Genomic DNA, 20,185 nt, shown 5'->3' with positions numbered 1-20,185 from the left:
ACATTGGCCGTGATTTTCCATCAAAGTGTGGTAAATTTTCGTTAGTGTGTTCTAAAAATCTAGGAGGAGATGCGCGCTGTGTTAGCAGATATCACCATTTCTGATCTTGGCGTGATCTCCTCAGCTTCTGCTGAGCTTTCATCCGGTCTCACCGTCCTTACGGGCGAAACCGGCGCAGGTAAGACGATGGTCGTAACTGGGCTGCGTCTTCTCGGCGGCGGTCGCGCAGATGCCTCCCGTGTACGTGCGGGGGCCAAGCGCGCGGTCGTGGAAGGAACTTTCATCACCGATGAGCTCAGTGCCGAGGATGCGCAGGGTATCGCGGAGATCGTAGATACCGCTGGTGGTGTCGCTGATGAAAATGGTGAGTATGTAGCTGCGCGCACGGTCATGTCGACTGGTCGCTCCAAAGCTCATCTGGGTGGGCGCACCGTCCCGGCCGCAACGTTGAATGAATTTTCGCGCTCGTTGTTAACTGTGCACGGGCAAAACGATCAGCTGCGACTCCTAGCGCCAGACCAACAATTGGCTGCCCTTGACCGATCCTCGAGTACTATTGCGCCGCTGGTGGAAAAGTACCGCTCAAGCTTTGTGCACTGGCGGAGCCTGGCGAAAGATTTAAAGCGGCGTACAGAATCGCGTCGTGAACTCGCCCAAGAAGTTGACCGTTTACAGTTCGCGGTCAATGAGATCTCCCAGTTGGATCCACAACCAGGTGAAGACGAAGAGCTGATCTCCTTGATCAAGCGCCTGCAAGATGTTGATGGCTTGCGGGAAGCTGCCCAAAGTGCGCTGGTAGCTATCGACGGCGTCGAAGGGGATTTTGAAGAATCTAAACCCGCCTCCACGCTGTTGGGCGAAGCTCATGCAGCCTTGCACAGCATCGATGACAGCCAGCTTGGAGAATTGAGCACGCAGTTAGGGGAGATGACCTCACAGCTAGCTGGCATTGCTGGCGAGCTTGGTCAGTTCCTATCAGAGCTGCCAGCTGACCCGGCGCTGTTGGAAAAGAGTTTGCAGCGCCAGCAAGAATTGCGTGGGCTCACGCGTAAATACGCCGGTGATATCGACGGGGTGCTGTCGTGGAAAGCAGATGCCGAAGCCCGGTTGCAGTCGATGGATACGTCCACAGAGGCGATCGAAAAGCTACAAGCGCAGGTGGCAGAAGCACAGACCGACATGGTGGCGAAAGCAGAAAAGCTCACCGCCGCACGTGCCAAGGCAGCCAAGCAGCTGGCCAAAGCCGTCACGGAGGAAATTCACGGTTTGGCCATGCCTAAGGCGCGGTTGGAAGTAGCGGTGCGCCAAGCTAAATATTCGCGCACGGGTGCCGATGAAGTAGAACTGCTGCTCGCAGCTAACGACGCAGCGACGCCCAAGCCATTATCAGTTGCGGCCTCCGGTGGTGAGCTCTCGCGCGTGATGCTGGCATTGGAAGTCATTCTCTCTGCTGGGACTGCTGGAACCACGTTGGTATTCGATGAAGTCGATGCCGGCGTGGGCGGGCGTGCGGCCGTGGAGATTGGCCGCAGGTTGGCGCGTTTGGCGCAGGCCAACCAGGTCATCGTCGTCACCCACTTACCGCAAGTGGCCGCATACGCCGATACCCACTTGCATGTCGCCAAAGATGTCTCTGACACCTCTGTGACTTCAGGGGTTGTCACATTGAGCAAGGAAGAACGCGTCGAGGAATTAGCGCGCATGCTGGCAGGTTTGGATGACACGGCGACAGGCCGTGCGCACGCGAGCGAGCTTCTGTCCAAGGCTCAAGAAGAAGTTGAAGGTTTCAGGGCGTAATTCCGCGCGCCTTCCACACTTTTTAGCTGGCACAGGGAACAATATCCGGCATGAGCCTGTTTTCTCGAACCCAAGAATTGCCTGGTTTGCATGGTGCCTTGCGCGATTGCACGCCTGGGGGCAATGGCATGAAGAAATTCCGCGCCGGCGACATCGCCGTGATTAATGCTGCGAATATTTCCCGCCAAGAAGCACAGGCGCTTATCGATGTCCAACCTGCCGCCGTCGTCAACGTCGCCGAATTTTCCACCGGCACGATCCCTAATTACGGCCCACACATGTTGTTGGACGCGCAGGTTGAGCTTTTAGAAAACGTCGGTGATGAATTCGTCGCTGGATTCCGTGATGGCAAGAAGGCGCGGATAACCACAGACGGTGAGATTTTTGTTGGTGACACCTTATTAGGCCAGGGCAACAAAGTTGAGCGTGCCAAAGCAGAAAAGGATTTCGCTGAAGCGCGCCGCAACTTAGTCGATCACATGGAGGCGTATTTCGGCAACTCCATTGAGTTCATTCACTCTGAGGGGCCTTTGCTTATCGATGGCCTAGGCATTCCCGAAGCCGGCGCCGAGATGCGTGAGCGCAAGGTGCTTGTAGTCTCTCCGAGCGGGGATCATCGTGGCAAGATTAAGGGTTTGAGAAACTTCATTCGGGAATACCACCCAGTGTTGGTTGGCGTGGATTCCGCTGCGGATTCTTTGGTGGAGTTGGGCTATACCCCGGATCTGATCGTCGGTAATCCGCAAGACATCGCGACAGAGACCTTGCGCGGCGGCGCGCGTGTAATCTTGCCTGCGGATCCGGATGGGACGGCAGAAGGACTCGAGCGCATCCAGGATCTTGGCATCGGTGCGATGACTTTCCCGGCTGCAACTGATAGCGCTACGGATTTGGCGCTGCTGCTGGCTGATTATCATGAGGCAGAGATGATCGTGCAGGTCGGTGACTCTTTGGACCTCGATGATATTTTCGCCGCTGAAGCCAATGCAACTCCGGCTGCGATGCTGACCCGTCTCAAAGCTGGCAGCCGTTTGGTTGACTCTTCGGCAATCATCAACTTGTACACGGTAAAGTCCGGCAGTTCTTTGACCTGGCTGTGGGCTGTCTTGGGGATTTTGGTAGCGCTTGCGGCCGTAGTGCTCATTGTCGGCCTAGGCGGTGAGGGCACGTTTACCGATAATCTCATCGATACCTGGAATAACATCGCGCTTACGGTCCAAGGGTGGCTGTAGGACATGGCATTTTCCAAGACTTCGAAAAGCGCGCTGGTTATTACGGGCCTCGGTTTTGGCATGGCTCTGGGCGTGGCGGCAGGTACTTTAGTCATCGCGCCTAACCTCGACGGCGCGCCTTCAGCTGCTGTGTCTGGCGATGACGCCCTGCGCGAAGAACACCGCGAGCTGCTGCAGAAGAATAAGGATCTCACCGCGCAATCTGATTCGGCCGATTCTTTAGTCGCGGGACTTTCTGCTGACGCTATCTCAGGGTCACTCGATGGTCGCGACGTCGCAATTATCGCTACCGGCGATGCCACCGAGCGCGATATCGCTGGGGTGCGCGAGATGCTCAACACTGCCGGCGCCGCAGATTCTGGCACTATTTCCTTGGCCAATGAATTCTTGCACCCAGATAGCGCCGATAAGTTAAAGTCCATCGTCGCTAATGTCTTGCCCGCGGGCGCAGAATTAGATGAAGACGATCTCTCCGCCGGCCGTCACACAGGCCAGGCGCTTGCTGCGGCACTGTTGCGCAATCCCGAGACCACAGAGCCTTTGGCCACTTCCGAAGACCGCGGCGCATTATTGCAGTCATTGCGCGAAGCAGGCCTTATCAACTACGAAGACGGCACTATCTTGCCCGCTCAAGCAGTAGTTGTAGTCATGGGCCGCGGCGGCGGACAGTACTACCATGACAACCTCGTGTCCTTTGCTAATTCCTTAGATGAGGCTGGCAGCTACACCGTTGTCGCGGGGCGTTTGCGAGCGGCGGGTGAAGGCGGAGTCATCGATACGCTGCGTAAAGAATCAGAGATTTCCACCGTCGATTCCATCAACCGCAAATTCGCCCAATTGGCCACGACTTTGGCCGTTGTAGAGCAGCTTGCAGGACAGTCCGGTGCCTATGGCTCAGGCGCTGGCGCCGAAGCTGCAGCACCGCCGCTGCCGCAAGGGGAGTAGAGCATGGCGCACGATTTTAAGGTCCTGTCTTCGCAGTTGCTTTTCGATGCTCCGATTATCGCCGTTCGCAAAGACGAACTCGCGATGCCCAATGAGCAGGTAGCGTACCGCGAAGTCGTGGAACACATGGGTGCAGTCGCCGTGGCTGCAGTCAATAATGCCGGCGAAATTGCGATGGTCCATCAGTACCGGCACGCGGTCAAGCGCCGCTTGTGGGAGCTTCCAGCAGGTTTATTAGACGTAAAAGATGAGTCAGAGCTGGCTGGTGCACAGCGTGAGCTGGTTGAAGAAGCCGGCTTGGAAGCCGCGCAGTGGTCAGTGCTGGCCGATATCGTCACCTCACCCGGCTTCTGCGAAGAAACCGCGCGGGTCTACCTCGCCCAAGAGCTCACTGAAGTCGAACGCCCAGAAGCCTTCGGTGATGAAGAAGCCGACATGGATTTTGCTTGGATAAAGCTCGATGACGCAGTCGCGAAGGTCCTTGCCGGCGAGATTAACAATTCGATTGCTGTGACCGGAATCTTCGCGGCTTGGCAGGTCCTAAACGGTAATGGACAAGCCCGCGACGTAACTGCACCATTTGATTTGCGCCCGACATCGATTGCAACACGTCGCAGTGGTCCAGACCTAAAGAAGATTTAGATGGCCAGCTTTGACGGGGAGAATGTATCTCCGCAGTTAGTTGATATCGCACAAGGCTGGCTCGACCACCTGGCGGTAGAAAAAGGTGCCTCGGCTAATACCGTGAGCAATTACCGGCGTGACCTTCAGCGCTATATCAAGTGGCTTAGTGCTGCTGGTGTGAGCTCCTTGAAAGAGGTCAACGCCCAGCACCTAGAGGCATATGTGGCAGATTTGCGGCGCGGTTTCGAAGGGCAAAAGGCGTTATCGAAGGCATCGACAAGCAGGGCGTTAATCGTTGCCCGAGGCCTGCATAAATTTGCCCTCTTTGAAGGCGTCATCGACGTAGATGTTGCTGCAGAAGTCGCGCCACCGACACCGGCTAAGCATTTACCTGATTCCTTAAGCATTGAGGAAGTCACGCGGCTGATTGACTCTGTGCCCACAGGTGATGTTGCAACGGCCGTGGATATCCGCGACAAAGCTTTGCTGGAAATGCTCTACGGCACGGGAGCGCGCATTTCTGAAGTGCTCGATTTAGCAGTCGATGATGTAGCCGATAGCCCAGAAATCTTAACCGTCACCGGTAAAGGTTCTAAACAACGGCTGGTGCCTCTGGGTTCTCATGCGCGCGGGGCAATTGAAGAATATTTGGTGCGTGCGCGCCCACAATTAAGCCGCGGAAAAACGCCTGCTTTATTTCTGAACACCCTCGGCAAGCCGCTGTCGCGGCAAAGCGCGTGGGCTGTCATCCAGCAGGCCGTGCAGCGTGCCAACCTGACCAAGAAAGTCTCACCGCACACCTTGCGGCATTCTTTTGCCACGCACTTGCTCCAAGGCGGGGCCGATGTGCGTACTGTGCAGGAGTTATTGGGGCACTCTTCAGTAACGACCACGCAGATCTATACACATGTTACTGCGGATTCCCTGCGAGAAGTCTGGAGAGTTGCTCACCCTCGCGCTTAAATCTGGAAATTTGCATGCCAGTTCCAGTACCGTGATTTTCGTGCCTGTGCGCGCATTCCGCGTGCACTAATATTTCTCTTCAATCCTTTGTGTGCTGAGTTTACGCGTTTCACTGTCTTGAATCGCGTGAGTACAGCACCGAATATGGGTTGAATGACGTGTTGTACGTCTTATGAAAGGACGACTGTTTACGTGAACTCTTCACGCAATCATGCCCTGAGCCACACTCTTGCTAGCCGACGCTTTGCCGCATCTATTGCTGCTGCGTGCATTCTTGGACTTGGTGCTACGACCGGCGCTGTTGTGGCCGCACCAGCGGCACACGCCCTGCCAGGTGGCATGTCAGTAGAGGACGCACGCGCGGCAATCTCTGCCCCGATTTCGGTACCAGCGGGTCAGACCACCACGGTCAGCCTGCCTGTGGCTGCAAACGCGTCCTACTCTGGAGATGGCTGGTCAGTGTCCACGTCTGGCAGCACCGTGACCATCACCGCGCCACCAGAGGGCGGACAGATTTCTGTTCCTGTCACCGCCCAAGGCCAGTCCGCGACCATCACATTGGTGGCAGAGGGCGGCGCAAGCGGCGGAAACTCCTCCGGCGGCGGAACTGCTGGTGGCGATACTCCGGTTGGCAGCCACGGCAGTGGCGGCGGCACCGGAGGTGGCGCGACTAACTCAGGTGCTGCCGGTAACGGCAGCACACCTGGTTCTAATGGCGGCGGAAACGCCGATGGTTCTGATGGCGCCGGTGGCGAGGGCACCAATGGCACCGGCGCTTCAGACGATGAGAACACCGGCACTGGTGATGTTTCCGGAAGCCAGAATGCATCCTTGCCAGCCGTCCCGGGGGAAAAGCCGGAACGTCAGGCAGCAGAACAGCTAGATGAATCTACTGCTGAGCGCATTGAATTAGAGTCCACCATTGAAGGCAACACGATTACGGCACAGCTGGGGCTGCGCCAAGCGTTGGATTTCTACAATCAGTTTGGCAACTTGGACCAAGAGCAGTTCACCCTGCGCTATGTTGACGCCGACGGCAACATTATCCAAGACATCAAGCGCGATATTGATGCGGCCAGCCGCACCTTGACCTTGACTTACCCAGAGGGCCAGGCGCCGGATAATCCATTTCACATGCAGCTAGTGCGCAACGATGGCACTGGCATTGAAGTCATTGTCAGCCTGACTGATCCGCACTACCAGCGCGCTGGTGAGGAAGCTCAAAATGCGTCAGCTACGAGCACTTCCAGCGATGATGAAGGCTCAAACCTGTTGGCCAACGGAGTCATTGGCCTGGGCATTGTGATCCTCTTGATCATCATTGGCTTCATCATCCGCAAGGTGAGCAATCGCCGTAAGCAAGATCAGTACGAGTACTAAGCAAGTGGCTAAACAGGATGTAGCAGTAATAGGTTATCGGCATCGAAACCACGCTAGATGGACGATCCGGTGGCAGATTGACACAAGTTAATCTAGCCTGAAGCGTTGACCTACGGGCGACGATGTGCCTTGTAGGATTAACGAGTAAGCTTAGTCGCAGTGTTAAATGACAACCGTGTAATTTCTTTTTATCTTGGTTACAGGTTGAGTGTTGGTAGGGAAGTAGGGAGTAAAACGTGAGCAACGAGGGACTCTTTGACGCAGATGAGCCAAATCTGGGTTTAACCGGTAGGCCGCTGCGTACTATCCCACAGCCACCCGAATTGGAGAAAAACGGTCCTGCGACCGTGATTTCCATGTGTAACCAAAAAGGTGGCGTGGGCAAAACCACCTCTACCATCAACATGGGCGCATGCTTGGCCGACTACGGCCGTAAAGTCCTCCTAGTTGACCTGGATCCGCAAGGTGCGCTGTCTGCTGGTCTGGGTCTTAACCACAATGACATCGAGGACACGATCTATGACGTGATGCTGGATAGTCAGACCTCAATTCATTCCGCCATCGTGCACACCGATGTTCCTGGGCTGGACTTGGTCCCAGCCAATATTGACCTGTCTGCGGCAGAAATTCAGATGGTCAACGAAGTTGGCCGCGAACATACTTTGGCACGTGCGCTACGCCCGGTGATGAAAGACTATGACTTCATCATCATCGACTGCCAGCCTTCCCTAGGTCTGCTGACGGTTAACGCTTTGGCGTGCTCCCACGGGGTCATCATTCCTATGGAGTGCGAGTTCTTCTCACTGCGCGGCCTAGCGCTCTTGACCGATACGGTGGAAAAAGTCGCTGAACGCATCAATTTCGACTTGGAAGTCATCGGCATTTTGGTCACCATGTTTGACCGACGCACCAAGCATGCCCGCGAAGTGATGTCGCGTGTTGTGGAGTACTTCGACGAGAAAGTCTTTGACACCGTTATTACCCGCACGGTTCGTTTCCCCGAAACCTCTGTTGCCGGTGAGCCGATTACTACCTGGGCGCCATCGTCCCAAGCGGCGAAGCAGTACCGCGACTTGGCCGCTGAGGTCATCGAACGCACCAAGGGCTAGACGCGGGCATATATGGCCGAACACGTACAGCAAGAAGCAGTGCAGCCAGAGATTCCTGGCTTTCGCATTGCCTTGGCCAATTTCGAAGGCCCCTTTGACCTGCTGCTGCAACTAATTCACAGCAAGAAGCTAGACATCACTGACGTTGCGCTGTCGGAAGTCACCGATGAATTCGTTGCCTATACGCGCAGTCTTGACCAGTCCGCTGGCCTGGATGAGGTCACAGAGTTTCTCGTCGTCGCAGCAACGCTGCTGGACCTGAAAGCCGCGCGCCTGCTTCCCCGCGGTGAAGTCGATGATCTTGATGATTTGGAACTTCTCGAGTCACGTGACCTGCTCTTTGCCCGGCTTTTGCAATACCGTGCTTACAAACAGGTTGCGGACCAATTTGCCCAGTGGCAGCGCGATGCGCGCAGGGCTTATCCGCGTGCGGTGGGCATGGAAGAGCAATTCGCTGCGCTTTTGCCGCCGGTGAAACTCGGTCACAGCCCAGCAAGTTTCGCCGAGTTGGCTGCGAGCGTATTTCGTCCCAAACCGCCAGAGGAAGTGGGCATTGGCCACATCCACCAGGTGGCAGTATCTGTGCCAGAACAAGCAGGCAAGATCATGGAAGTGCTCAAACTTCTGGGCGCGGAGCAGTGGTTAAGCTTTTCTGCGTTGACCCGGGACTGTACGCTGTCGATGCAGGTGGTCGGACGCTTTCTTGCGCTACTAGAGCTGTATAAAGCACGGGCCGTAGAAACCGAACAAGAAGACCCACTAGGCCAGCTCAATGTCTCATGGACGGGGCTCGATGTGGACCCCGCGGTGGTGGCTGCTGCGAACTGGGATTAAGGAGAAAAGACATGAGCTTGCAGGACACTCCCGCTAATGACATGCCCTTTATCAGTACTTTGCGGTCGCAAATTGAATCGATCTTGTTAGTCATCGACACTCCCGCCAGCGCCGTCGTCATAGCGCGCGCCGTCGATTCGGAGGCGGCAGAAGTTGAGCACGTACTCCGGGAGATTCAAACCGAGCTCGACATCCGCGGCTCCGGCATTGACCTGCGCGAGACTGAAGACGGCTGGCGCTATTTTACTCGCCGCGATAATGCGGATGCCGTGGAGCAATTCTTGCTCGACGGCACACAGACTAAGCTTTCCCGCGCTGCTTTAGAAACCCTCGCCGTGGTGGCTTATCGCCAACCCTGCACACGCGCGCAAGTTGCTGCGGTGCGCGGCGTAAACGTCGATGGCGTCATGCGCACCCTAGCCTTGCGCGGGCTCATCCGCGAAGTGGACGGGGAGGAGTTTGAAGGCCCCGGCATCAGATATGAGACCACGGCTTTGCTCCTGGAATTACTCGGCATTGACTCTTTAGAGCGCCTGCCTGATCTGGCGCCCCTTTTGCCGGACGTGGACATGATTGATGAAGAATTTTAGGGTTTTGCTGTAGGCTTTAGCGCAGGAGTAGACTCCATCACGCGTAATTTAAACAATTTAAGAGAAAAGGACACGACACCGTGACCCCACCCGCTCGCCGCGACGGCACACCGGAAAAGAAAAAGCGCGACAGCGAAATGCTGCTGTCGAACGCCAAGCCGGCCCGTCGCCAAAACGTCAAACGGAATAAGAAAGCTACTGCGCAGTCAGTAGCAAGCGACCTGGGAGCCGATTGGCTCTACGAGGACTCATCGTCCGCACACAATCCCAATGCTCAAGGCGAACGCCTGCAAAAAGTCCTTGCTAAGGCTGGCGTAGCATCGCGTCGTCACGCAGAGGTACTCATTGAAGCCGGCCGCGTCGAAGTCAACGGCGAAGTCATCAAGCGCCAAGGCGTGCGCGTTAACCCAAACGTGGATATCATTCGCGTCGATGGCGTGCGCGTCAACGTCAACGAAGAGCACGAGTACTTCATCTTGAATAAGCCGCGCGGCATGCAGTCCACCATGCAAGATGACATGGGCCGTCCGTGCGTTGGCGATATGGTTGCGGAGAAGACTGCATCCGGCCAGCGCCTGTTCCACGTCGGTCGCCTCGATGCTGACACCGAAGGCCTGCTGATTTTGACCAACGATGGCGAATTGGCCAACCGTTTGATGCACCCGAAGTACGAAGTATCCAAGACCTACCTGGCCACCGTGCTGGGTGAGGCCGACAAGGCACTGATCCGTACGCTCAAAGAAGGCATCGAGCTTGACGATGGCATGGCCAAGGCCGACTTCGTCCAGGTCGTGGACAAGAACCAAGGCATGTCGCTCATTCGCCTGGAGCTGCACGAAGGCCGCAAGCACATCGTTCGCCGCATGCTCAAGGCTGCTGGTTACCCAGTCCAGCGTCTGGTGCGCACCAAGATTCACACCGTGCAGCTAGGTGATATGAAGCCTGGCGGTATCCGCGCGCTCAACTCTTCTGAGCTGACCAGCTTGTACAAAGCGGTGGGGATGTAAATGATTTCAAATATGCCTGATAACGGCCTCATCCTCGCGGTCGACGGTCCTTCCGGAACCGGTAAGTCCACCACTTGCCGTGCATTGGCAAAGCAGTTGGATGCCAAGTACATCGATACCGGCGCTATGTACCGTGTTGCCACGCTTGCGGTTTTGCGCAAGGGGATTGACCCTGCAGATACGCAAGCTGTCATTGCTGCTACGGCAGATCTCCCGCTGACGGTGTCTAATGATCCTGATTCCACCGAAGTTCTCCTGGATGGCGAAGACGTCTCCAAGGAAATTCGGGAAGACGAAGTAACTCGCAATGTTTCTGCCGTTTCTGCTATCCCAGAAGTACGCACGAACTTGGTGAACCTGCAGCGCAAGCTAGCCAGTGAGTCGCATCGTGCGATCGTCGAAGGCCGCGATATCGGCACCGTCGTGCTTGTCGATGCCCCCGCGAAAGCCTTCATGACTGCCTCCGCCGAGGTGCGTGCGCAGCGCCGTTATGACCAAAATATTGCTGCTGGTATCCCAGCAGATTTCGACACGGTTTTAGCCGATGTCATTCGCCGTGATGAAGCTGATTCTTCACGCGCTACCTCGCCGCTGCGTCCAGCGCAGGATGCTGTTGTAGTGGATACCTCTGCGATGAGCCCGGAGGAAGTGCTCAACGCCCTCATTACTATTGTCAAGGAGCCTGCCAATGAGCGATAAGAATTTTGAAGCTAACGGCGACCCTGCTGATCAGGAGCAAGAAACCCAATTTCACTACCCAGCGGGAAAATTCGATGAGGAACTCGTAGAAGCTCCTCACGGCGGTTGGGCCTCCGATGATTTCAACGAGGATGAGTTCGACTACAACTTTGATGAGTCGGAATTCGGCGAAGCACACTACATCGATGACGAGATCCTTGATTCCGGCATCGGCGGTGTCGCTGGCGAAGAACTCTCCGAAGAAGAATGGGCAGAAATCGAGCGCGCCTTCGGCGTAGCTGGCCCTTCGCACACTGAAGAAGAGCTGTGCACCGTGGCTATTGTGGGCCGTCCGAATGTGGGCAAGTCCTCCTTGGTCAACCGTTTCTTAGGTCGCCGCGAAGCGGTTGTAGAAGACCACCCAGGTGTTACCCGTGACCGTATTTCTTATATCGGTGACTGGAATGGTCAGCGCTTTTTCGTCCAGGACACCGGCGGCTGGGACCCGAATGCCAAGGGTATCCACGGTGCGATTGCACGCCAGGCAGAAGTCGCCATGGAAACTGCCGATGTCATCATCTTCGTCGTGGATACCAATGTCGGTATCACAGAGACTGACTCGGTGATGGCGCGTAAGTTGCAGCGCTCCGAGGTGCCAGTGATTTTGGTGGCGAATAAGTTCGACTCGGATTCCATGTACGCCGATATGGCGGAGTTCTACGGGCTCGGCCTCGGCGAGCCATGGCCCGTCTCTGCTCTGCACGGCCGTGGCGGCGCGGACGTTCTCGACGAAGTTCTGAGCCTTTTCCCCGAAAAGCCACGCCACGCTTCCATTACCGCAGGTCCACGTCGCGTAGCTTTGGTGGGCAAGCCTAATGTTGGCAAGTCTTCATTGCTGAATAAGATCACCGGTCAAGAACGCTCTGTGGTTGATAATGTCTCCGGTACCACCGTGGACCCAGTCGACTCTTTGGTGCAGCTGGACAAGCAACTGTGGCGATTCGTTGATACCGCTGGTCTGCGCAAGAAGGTCAAGAATGCGCAGGGGCATGAATACTATGCTTCTTTGCGTACTCGCGGTGTGATTGATGCTGCGGAAGTGTGCGTCATGCTTATCGATGCCTCCCAGGAGATCTCCGAGCAAGACCAGCGCGTGCTGAACATGGTCCTCGAGGCCGGTAAAGCACTGGTGATTGCTTTTAACAAGTGGGATCTGATGGATGAGGATCGCCGCTACTTCCTTGACCGCGAAATTGATCAGCAGCTCGCGCACCTGCCGTGGGTAACGCGGATTAATATTTCTGCGGAAACCGGCCGTGCGTTGCAGCGTCTCGAGCCAGCGATGATCGAAGCGCTAGAAAGCTGGGATCAGCGCGTTTCTACCGGTCAGTTGAATAACTGGATGCGCGATGCAATTGCTGCGAACCCGCCGCCGATGAAAAACAACCGTCTGCCACGCGTGCTCTTTGCTACCCAAGCTGATACGCAGCCGCCGACCATCGTGTTGTTTACCACTGGCTTCTTGGACGCGGGCTACCGTCGTTACCTCGAGCGTAAGTTCCGCGAAAGCTTCGGCTTCCACGGCACGCCTGTGCGTATTGCAGTGCGTGTTCGCGAACGCCGTTCGCAAAAGCGATAAGGCGCTTGCACTTAAGTAAATCGGCTATGGGATTGGGATTCTCATAGCCGGCGCACTTCGTCGTTTCCCTGAAACTAAAAGGGATCGCCGAATTGGCTAACCAGCCCGGTTGGCTAGTTAGCTCTCGCTAGCTGTGGGGATCTCCCTGGTTTTAAATCAGATCCATCGCTCCCATGCTGCTCAAGTCATGCGTGTTGCCCACAAGCTTCCCGCCTGGGGTGTGCAGACGGACCTTGCCGCGGTGGCGTCGCATCCTGCCGCGAGTGGGCTTTCCTCGCTTATTTTTTCTTTTCTGTGACCCGGGATTACCCGGGTCACCGTCGTCGTTGACACCGTTGTGGTACTTACAGAGCATCGTCAGGTTCGACGGCTTTGTATGGCCACCGTGTTTGTGGGCGTCGATATGGTGGACCTGGCACCTATCAGCCGGCACGTTGCAGTCCGGCCAAGGGCAGACCAGATTCTCTGCCATCGCTAGAGTACGCAGCTTGTCGGAAGCGAACCGGGCTTCGTAAAGATTGACCGGGCCTGCGGTGGGGTGAAAGAGTCCGGCATAAAGTTTGTCGCCGAGCGCACCTTCCATCGCGGCGTTGATGAACTCGGCACCGGTCATGGTGGTGCCATCGGAAAGGCCGATGATGACTTCGTCGCCGTTGCCACAAGAGACTTTGGCAAAGTCCTCCAGTCCAATAGCAATGACCGTGCGGTATTCAGGCTTGATAAGCCCGGTGCCGCCTCCCTCGACGAGGTCCCAGAAAGGCTCCAGAAGGGCTTCGGAGCGCGGTTGGTTGTGGTTGGTAATAGTGGCGTCGAGAGTTTTCTCGAGGTCGGTAATTTTTCGTTGGGTATCGGTAATACTAATAGTTCGTAAGCCGTCTACAACGCGACCTAGGCGTACACCGCGCTGTTTGGGTGTGTCGCGGCCTTCTTCCATAACGCGCTTTTTGGCGTAGGCTTCGACTTCTTCGAAGGTGCCCTCAAACGCAATAAGTTCAGCACGCAAGCGCCAGGCGGCACCGCGCTTCTTCAACTTCTTGGCGTGCTTTTCCACCATCTCTAAATACTCAAGGCTTAACCCTCGCTCTTCGGCAAGAGCTACCGATTCGCGTTGCAGCCGCGGTGAATCGGTGGGGCCGAAAAGAACATCGGCAAGCGAGGTGAAACTCTTCGCAGTCTTGCGAGCCATGCCATCGCTTGCCATGTCATACGGCGAGCGTTTAGACATGTCTCTTAAGATGCCTATTGCTTGGCTGGTGAGAGCCATAAATTCTTCGTATTTATCCATGCCTTCGACACTAAAACGCAAACGCAGGCCCGCGCTAGTGCAAGGCCAAAAACCTGTAGATAACTACGTTGACACGTCACGTAACGGTCGAAGTTATCCACAGGCGAGTTGCTTTTCGCAACACCAGCACCAAAGAAGCCGATTATTCCCAGAGGTGTTCGCGGCCCAGTTCGTGCGCGAGGGCTTTATCAATGGTGGAGTAGCGGAAGTGATGCTCGTGGTTGTTGAGCACTTCGGGGATAACGCGCTGATTGGCAAGCGCTAGTTCGCGTGCGCCTTCTTTGCCTAGGAGTAGAGCTGGGCCGAAAGTTGGAATTGGGATGACCGAGGGGCGTTTCATCTCCGTGCCGATAGCGTGCGCAAGTCCCCGGTTAAGCACCGGGTTAGGGCTCACGCCGTTGACCGCGCCGGCGTAGGTTTCATCGAAAATGGCGTGGGTGTAGATATCAGTGAGGTCATCGGCTGCAATCCAGGAGAGCCAAAATTCGCCATCGCCGAACGAACCACCCAGTCCGGTGGAAAAAAGCGCCTTAAATAGCGGCAGGATACCGGAATTTCCAGAGATCACCACGCCAGTGCGGATATTGACCACACGCTTGCCCGCATCTGAGGCTGGGGCAGTGGCTTGTTCCCACTCCACGCAGACATCGGCTAAGAAGCCATCGCCAGGCTCTGAGCCCTCAGTTAGAATCTCTTCGCCGCGATCATTGCCGTAATAGCCAATGGCAGAGGCAGAAACCATGGTGGTCACAGTGTTAGAAGCGGCGACTAATTCTGCGAGCTTGCGGGTCGGGCCGACTCGGGAATCGCGGATATCATTTTTATGCGACTCATTGAACCGGCCAAAGATAGGCTCGCCCGCCAGGTGCACCAGCACGTCGACGCCTTCTAAGAGATCTGGGTCTGGTGCCTGCGGGTTCCATAGTCGCTGGCCAGGCTTGACCTTGCCGCGCACTAGTTGAATAACCTCATGGCCTGCTAGTGAAAGCTGCGCAGATAATGCGCGTCCAACGGCCCCGCGGGAGCCGGTTATCGCGATAGTGAACCTGCGTTGCGCGCCATAAATAGAAGAGCTATCAGCTAAACCGTCAACGTGCCCAATTTCCTTGAGACGATTGATCAAAGCGGTATCTTCAATCAACTGCTGCTGGCGGTAGGCAAACATGGAGTCCAAAACTGCCTTTGGCACACGGGTATCAACCACGTCGGTGACCAAAGTGCCCTCGGGGTGATCTTCAAAGCGATGGTCATGGCGCCAGTTGGCCAACACGCGCATGGGGGCGTTCGTGCACACATCAGTAAATGCATAACCTTTGCGATACCGCGAAAGGTCATGGCGCGAGGTCCACCGCAAGCCGGCAGGAAGTCCCAGGATCGTGGTGCCATCGGAAAGCCTGTCTGCCTGCTGCAGCGGAGTCATTGGCACAAAAGGAGGAAGCAATCGCGACAGTGAACCCACCCGTGTGTGCCATTCCCACACCTGTTCCCGGGATGCTGGAACTACGTGTGATGCAGAAAAACTCATGTAAGGAAACGCTCCTTGGGGGTTTGTTCATCAGACTGACGGCGCCTAATACTTGCTCCTTAGTTTAGCCCCGATACATTTATTAAGTTGTGCGCAACGTGAATTAAGGAGAAATGATTGCGCGGTGGGGGATACCTGAAGGGGGATTCGGGGGAAATAGATACGGTGCGACGGTGCGATAAGTGCTAGTATCTGTGGCAGCTGTAAAACCTACGGTCACCATATTTCTAGTGAACACATCCTTTAAGGACCGCACTGTGAGGCGGGGAAGGAGGTCACGATGAGTGGAACAACTGTACCCAACGACGGGCACGAAGCAGACGATGCGCAGACGAATGTCACGCAGACAGAACTGCTCAGTGCTGGCGACGTTGAACGTACAACCGCACGCATCGCGCACCAGATTATTGAAAAAACAGCATTGGATTCACCCGGTGCTGCGCGAGTAATTTTATTGGGCATCCCTTCAGGTGGCGTGCCCCTTGCACACCGACTAGCAACAAAGATTGCAGAATTTTCCGGTGTGGACATCCCCAGTGGATCCTTAGATATCACGTTGTACCGCGATGATTTGCGCAATAAACCGCACCGCGCCCTGCAACCCACGTCCATCCCAGCCGGTGGCATCGATAATGCCATTGTCGTTTTGGTCGATGACGTCCTCTTTTCCGGCCGCACCATTCGTGCCGCTTTAGACGCGCTCGGCGATATTGGTCGCCCGCAGTCCATTCAATTAGCCGTCTTGGTTGACCGTGGCCACCGCCAGGTTCCGATTCGTGCTGATTATGTAGGAAAGAACGTTCCGACTGCCAGCAATGAAGACATTGATGTCCTTATTAGCGATATTGACGGCCGCGACGCGGTGGTCTTGACCCGCGGCATCACATCCACGCAATAAGGAGACCGAGTGAAACATCTGTTAAGCATCGCCGACCTCGACAAAGACGAGATCATCGGCCTTTTGGATGAAGCAGACACCTTCCGCGATGCGCTGAAGGACAGGGAAGTAAAAAAGCTTCCAACACTACGCGGGCGCACCATCTACACCTTGTTTTATGAAAACTCCACGCGCACGCGTGCCTCATTCGAAACAGCAGGCAAGTGGATGTCCGCGGATGTCATTAATCTCTCGGCATCGTCATCTTCGGTGAAGAAGGGCGAATCGCTGCGTGATACGGCGTTGACGCTGTCTTCTTTGGGGGCGGATTCAATTATCATCCGCCACCCATCGTCAGGCGCGGCGCAACAGGTCGCGAACTGGGTAGCACCTAATGGCGATGGCCCATCCGTGATTAACGCCGGTGACGGTTCACACCAGCACCCAACCCAAGCCTTGTTGGACGCGATGACCATTCGCCAACGCCTTGGAATCTCCGCGGGTGACTTCGCGGGACTGAAGGTAAAGATTGTCGGCGATTGTCTGCATTCACGCGTGGTGCGTTCCAACGTTGATTTGCTCACCGCGCTGGGGGCGGAAGTAACGCTCGTTGCTCCACCGACGCTTTTGCCTTTCGGCGTGGAGACCTGGCCGGTGAAGACTTCGGTGAATTTCGATGCAGAGATCGCAGAAGCCGATGTCGTGATGATGCTGCGCGTGCAGCAAGAGCGCATGAACGGCGGTTTCTTCCCGTCGCACCGTGAGTACGCAACACTCTTCGGGCTGTCTAAGCAGCGCGCGGCCTTGATGAAAAAAGATGCCATCATCATGCACCCAGGACCTATGTTGCGCGGTATGGAAATCAACTACGCCGTCGCGGACCTGGACCAAACCGCTATCTTGCAGCAGGTTAACAACGGTGTGCACTTGCGCATGGCGGTGCTGTTTACTCTTATCGCCAATAGCGGGTTTGCCGAAGAGCACGCCCAAGGCGCTTAAAGCCGGTATCTAGAAACAACGAGGAGAAAAACCTGTGACCAATTATCCAGAAACCGGCCGAAAAGCACCCGCCGCAGCCGAAACAACTTTGCTCACCAACGTGCGCCCCTACGGCGAAGGTGAGCCAGTTGAAGTATTAATCGAAAACGGCCAGATTGCGGCGATCGGTGCTGATGCAGGCGCAGGCAAAAGCATCGATAAGACCATCGACGGGGCAGGGCAGGTCTTGCTCCCAGGGCTTGTTGATATGCACGTGCACCTGCGCGAACCAGGCCGCGAAGATACTGAAACCATCGAAACCGGCTCCAAGGCCGCAGCTAAAGGTGGCTTCACGGCGGTCTTTACCATGGCCAACACCATGCCGGTCATGGACCAGCCCGTCATCGCAGAGTCGGTGTGGGCAAAAGCTCAGGGCTTAGGGCTTTGCGATGTCCACCCGGTCGGCTCCATCACCAAGGGACTAGCGGGCAAAGACCTCACAGAATTCGGCATGATGGCACGCTCGGATGCCAAAGTGCGCATGTTCTCTGATGACGGCAAGTGCGTTGCTGACCCGCAATTGATGCGCCGCGCTTTGGAATATGCCAAGGGCTTGGACGTGCTTATTGCGCAGCACGCTGAAGAGCCACGTCTGACCGAAGGTGCTGTTGCACACGAGGGCGCGACCGCTGCGCAGCTGGGATTGCGCGGCTGGCCACGCGTGGCAGAAGAGTCCATCGTCGCTCGTGATGCACTTTTGGCACGTGACTACGGCAACCGCGTGCACATTTGCCATGCATCGACAACCGGCACCGTGGAATTGCTCAAGTGGGCAAAGTCCCAGGACATCCCACTGAGTGCTGAGGTGACCCCGCACCACTTGCTGCTTACCGATGACAAGTTGCGCACCTACGACGGTGTCTTCCGCGTAAACCCACCGCTGCGTGAAGAGCACGACACCCTGGCTTTGCGCCAGGCGTTGCTCGACGGAGTAATCGATGTTGTCGCCACTGACCACGCACCGCATGGCTCAGAAGATAAGTGTGTGGAATTTGACCACGCGAAGCCCGGAATGTTGGGGCTGGAAAGCTCGCTCGCGGTCATCGTCAAGCTCTTTGTCGAACCAGGCCTTGCGGACTGGCGCTTTATTGCGCGTGTGATGAGTGAAAAGCCCGCGGAGATAACCCGCCTGCCGGACCACGGCCGTCCGATTGCAGTAGGCGAGCCGGCGAATCTCACGCTGGTCGACCCTGAAGCGCGCTGGGTATCGGATAAGACCCAGCTTGAATCTAAGAGTGAAAATAACCCCTATGAAGGTATCGAGTTCGGGGCACGCGTTACGCACACCTTGTTGCGTGGGCATCTCACCTATGAACTTGATGCGCAAGACAATTAAAAAGCTCTGAATATCTCTGTGAAATTTTCCTCGAGATTATGCAAAACAGAGTGGTGGCAGAAATCCTGATTTCGACACCACACTGGATAGACTCAAGAGCAAACGTAGTAATATAATGCAAAGCAGTGAATTTTTTACACTCAATTTGAAAGGCACACTCCTGTGACGAACACTTCACAACCTGCCATCCTGGTGCTCGCAGACGGCCGCAGCTTCCGTGGCTTAGGCTTCGGCGCAACTGGCACCACCTTGGGTGAAGCGGTATTTACCACCGCAATGACCGGTTACCAAGAGACCATGACTGACCCTTCCTACCACCGCCAGATCGTGGTTACTACCGCACCACACATCGGCAACACTGGTTGGAACGATGAAGATAATGAATCCAACGGCGGCAACATCTGGGTTGCAGGGCTTGTTATTCGCAACCTGTCTCACCGCGTATCCAACTGGCGCTCTGAACGCAGCTTGGAAGAAGAGATGGTTGCGCAGGGAATCGTCGGCATTCAAGGCGTAGACACCCGCACCTTGGTGCGCCACCTGCGCAACGAAGGTTCGATTGCAGCAGGCATCTTCTCCGGGGATGCCGCCAAGCGCCCAGTTGAAGAACTGGTTGAAGAAGTGAAAGCCCAGGACTCGATGGCTGGCGCTGACCTGTCGGCAGAAGTGTCGACCGATGAGGTCTACACCATCCCAGTTGAAGGGGAGAAGAAGTTCACCGTCGTGGCTTATGACATGGGCATTAAGCTTTCGACCCCGCGCCACTTTGCGCAGCGCGGAATCGAGACCATCGTGGTTCCTTCTGGCACCTCCTTCGCTGACATCCAGCAGTACAACCCAGACGGCGTCTTTGTCTCCAACGGTCCTGGTGACCCAGCAACCGCAGACGGCGCCGTAGCGTTTATCCGCGAGGTGCTGGCGGCCAAGATTCCATTCTTCGGCATTTGCTTCGGCAACCAGCTGCTTGGTCGCGCACTGGGTCTGGAAACCTACAAGATGAAGTTCGGTCACCGCGGCATCAACGTGCCTGTCAAAAACCACCTCAGCGGCAAGATTGATATCACTTCCCAAAACCACGGCTTTGCTCTAGCGATGCCAACGGAGAAGCCAGGTGAAGAGTTCTCCACCGACTTCGGCCCAGCGCATGTCACCCACACCTGTTTGAACGACGGCACCGTCGAGGGCGTTGCTTTGAGCAACGGCATGGCGTACTCCGTGCAGTACCACCCAGAATCTGCCGCAGGTCCACATGATGCGAACCCACTGTTCGATCAGTTCATTGACCTGATGACCAACAACGCTTCCACCACTAAGTAATTCCGACCA

At 55.9% G+C, this 20,185-nt stretch carries 18 protein-coding genes; 16 read left to right on the top strand and 2 right to left on the bottom strand.

Features of this window, described 5'->3' with window-relative positions; all coding sequences use genetic code 11:
• Positions 1-78: 78 nt before the first annotated feature.
• The 12 genes from recN (at position 79) to der (ending at position 12,798) form a co-directional block, all read left to right on the top strand.
• Positions 79-1,797: a DNA repair protein RecN gene (gene recN / locus C5Y44_RS11405; protein WP_105325056.1), complete on the top strand. Its 1,719-nt coding sequence runs from the start codon at positions 79-81 to the stop codon at positions 1,795-1,797.
• 50 nt (positions 1,798-1,847) lie between these two features.
• Complete coding sequence (gene steA, locus C5Y44_RS11400) at positions 1,848-3,029, top strand: putative cytokinetic ring protein SteA (RefSeq protein WP_105325039.1); 1,182 nt, start codon at positions 1,848-1,850, stop codon at positions 3,027-3,029.
• A gap of 3 nt (positions 3,030-3,032) precedes the next feature.
• On the top strand, positions 3,033-3,974 hold the full coding sequence (locus tag C5Y44_RS11395; RefSeq protein WP_105325038.1) for a copper transporter: 942 nt from the start codon (positions 3,033-3,035) through the stop codon (positions 3,972-3,974).
• 3 nt (positions 3,975-3,977) lie between these two features.
• Positions 3,978-4,616, top strand: a complete 639-nt coding sequence (locus tag C5Y44_RS11390) for an NUDIX domain-containing protein (protein ID WP_105325037.1) — start codon at positions 3,978-3,980, stop codon at positions 4,614-4,616.
• On the top strand, positions 4,617-5,561 hold the full coding sequence (gene xerD / locus C5Y44_RS11385; protein WP_105325036.1) for a site-specific tyrosine recombinase XerD: 945 nt from the start codon (positions 4,617-4,619) through the stop codon (positions 5,559-5,561).
• A 192-nt stretch (positions 5,562-5,753) separates the two neighbouring features.
• Positions 5,754-6,941, top strand: coding sequence for a hypothetical protein (locus C5Y44_RS11380; protein ID WP_233189964.1), 1,188 nt, complete (start codon positions 5,754-5,756; stop codon positions 6,939-6,941).
• Between the two features lie 236 nt (positions 6,942-7,177).
• Positions 7,178-8,050, top strand: a complete 873-nt coding sequence (locus C5Y44_RS11375) for a ParA family protein (protein ID WP_066794194.1) — start codon at positions 7,178-7,180, stop codon at positions 8,048-8,050.
• 12 nt (positions 8,051-8,062) lie between these two features.
• The gene (locus tag C5Y44_RS11370; RefSeq protein ID WP_105325035.1) at positions 8,063-8,884 is read left to right on the top strand and encodes a ScpA family protein; all 822 of its coding nucleotides are present in this window, start codon (positions 8,063-8,065) and stop codon (positions 8,882-8,884) included.
• A gap of 11 nt (positions 8,885-8,895) precedes the next feature.
• Positions 8,896-9,474: an SMC-Scp complex subunit ScpB gene (scpB, locus tag C5Y44_RS11365; RefSeq protein WP_105325034.1), complete on the top strand. Its 579-nt coding sequence runs from the start codon at positions 8,896-8,898 to the stop codon at positions 9,472-9,474.
• 80 nt (positions 9,475-9,554) lie between these two features.
• The gene (locus C5Y44_RS11360; protein WP_066839720.1) at positions 9,555-10,481 is read left to right on the top strand and encodes a pseudouridine synthase; all 927 of its coding nucleotides are present in this window, start codon (positions 9,555-9,557) and stop codon (positions 10,479-10,481) included.
• Entirely contained in the window at positions 10,482-11,180 is a 699-nt protein-coding gene (gene cmk / locus C5Y44_RS11355; protein WP_105325033.1) for a (d)CMP kinase, read from the top strand.
• Positions 11,170-12,798, top strand: coding sequence for a ribosome biogenesis GTPase Der (gene der, locus C5Y44_RS11350; RefSeq protein WP_105325032.1), 1,629 nt, complete (start codon positions 11,170-11,172; stop codon positions 12,796-12,798). The genes cmk and der overlap by 11 nt, the downstream gene beginning before the upstream one ends.
• A gap of 151 nt (positions 12,799-12,949) precedes the next feature.
• Here the strand turns inward: der and C5Y44_RS11345 are convergent, their stop codons facing one another.
• Together C5Y44_RS11345 and C5Y44_RS11340 are read right to left on the bottom strand one after the other, a co-directional pair.
• Positions 12,950-14,083 (bottom strand): HNH endonuclease signature motif containing protein, encoded by a 1,134-nt coding sequence (locus C5Y44_RS11345; protein ID WP_105325031.1) that lies wholly within the window; start codon positions 14,081-14,083, stop codon positions 12,950-12,952.
• 142 nt (positions 14,084-14,225) lie between these two features.
• The gene (locus C5Y44_RS11340; protein ID WP_105325030.1) at positions 14,226-15,608 is read right to left on the bottom strand and encodes a TIGR01777 family oxidoreductase; all 1,383 of its coding nucleotides are present in this window, start codon (positions 15,606-15,608) and stop codon (positions 14,226-14,228) included.
• Positions 15,609-15,888: 280 nt separating this feature from the next.
• On the opposite strand from C5Y44_RS11340, the gene pyrR reads away from it, so the two are divergent.
• The 4 genes from pyrR (at position 15,889) to carA (ending at position 20,176) form a co-directional block, all read left to right on the top strand.
• Positions 15,889-16,506 (top strand): bifunctional pyr operon transcriptional regulator/uracil phosphoribosyltransferase PyrR, encoded by a 618-nt coding sequence (gene pyrR, locus C5Y44_RS11335; protein WP_105325029.1) that lies wholly within the window; start codon positions 15,889-15,891, stop codon positions 16,504-16,506.
• Positions 16,507-16,515: 9 nt separating this feature from the next.
• Positions 16,516-17,484 (top strand): aspartate carbamoyltransferase catalytic subunit, encoded by a 969-nt coding sequence (locus tag C5Y44_RS11330; protein WP_105325028.1) that lies wholly within the window; start codon positions 16,516-16,518, stop codon positions 17,482-17,484.
• 34 nt (positions 17,485-17,518) lie between these two features.
• Positions 17,519-18,859: a dihydroorotase gene (locus C5Y44_RS11325; protein WP_105325027.1), complete on the top strand. Its 1,341-nt coding sequence runs from the start codon at positions 17,519-17,521 to the stop codon at positions 18,857-18,859.
• 162 nt (positions 18,860-19,021) lie between these two features.
• Positions 19,022-20,176 carry a glutamine-hydrolyzing carbamoyl-phosphate synthase small subunit gene (gene carA, locus C5Y44_RS11320; protein WP_105325026.1) on the top strand — a complete coding sequence of 385 codons (1,155 nt, stop codon included), beginning with the start codon at positions 19,022-19,024 and terminating at the stop codon, positions 20,174-20,176.
• The last annotated feature ends 9 nt before the right edge of the window (positions 20,177-20,185 follow it).

It is taken from the genome of Corynebacterium sp. J010B-136 (assembly GCF_002967075.1).
Classification (GTDB): domain Bacteria; phylum Actinomycetota; class Actinomycetes; order Mycobacteriales; family Mycobacteriaceae; genus Corynebacterium.
This window is presented reverse-complemented; position numbering and strand designations above follow the sequence as displayed.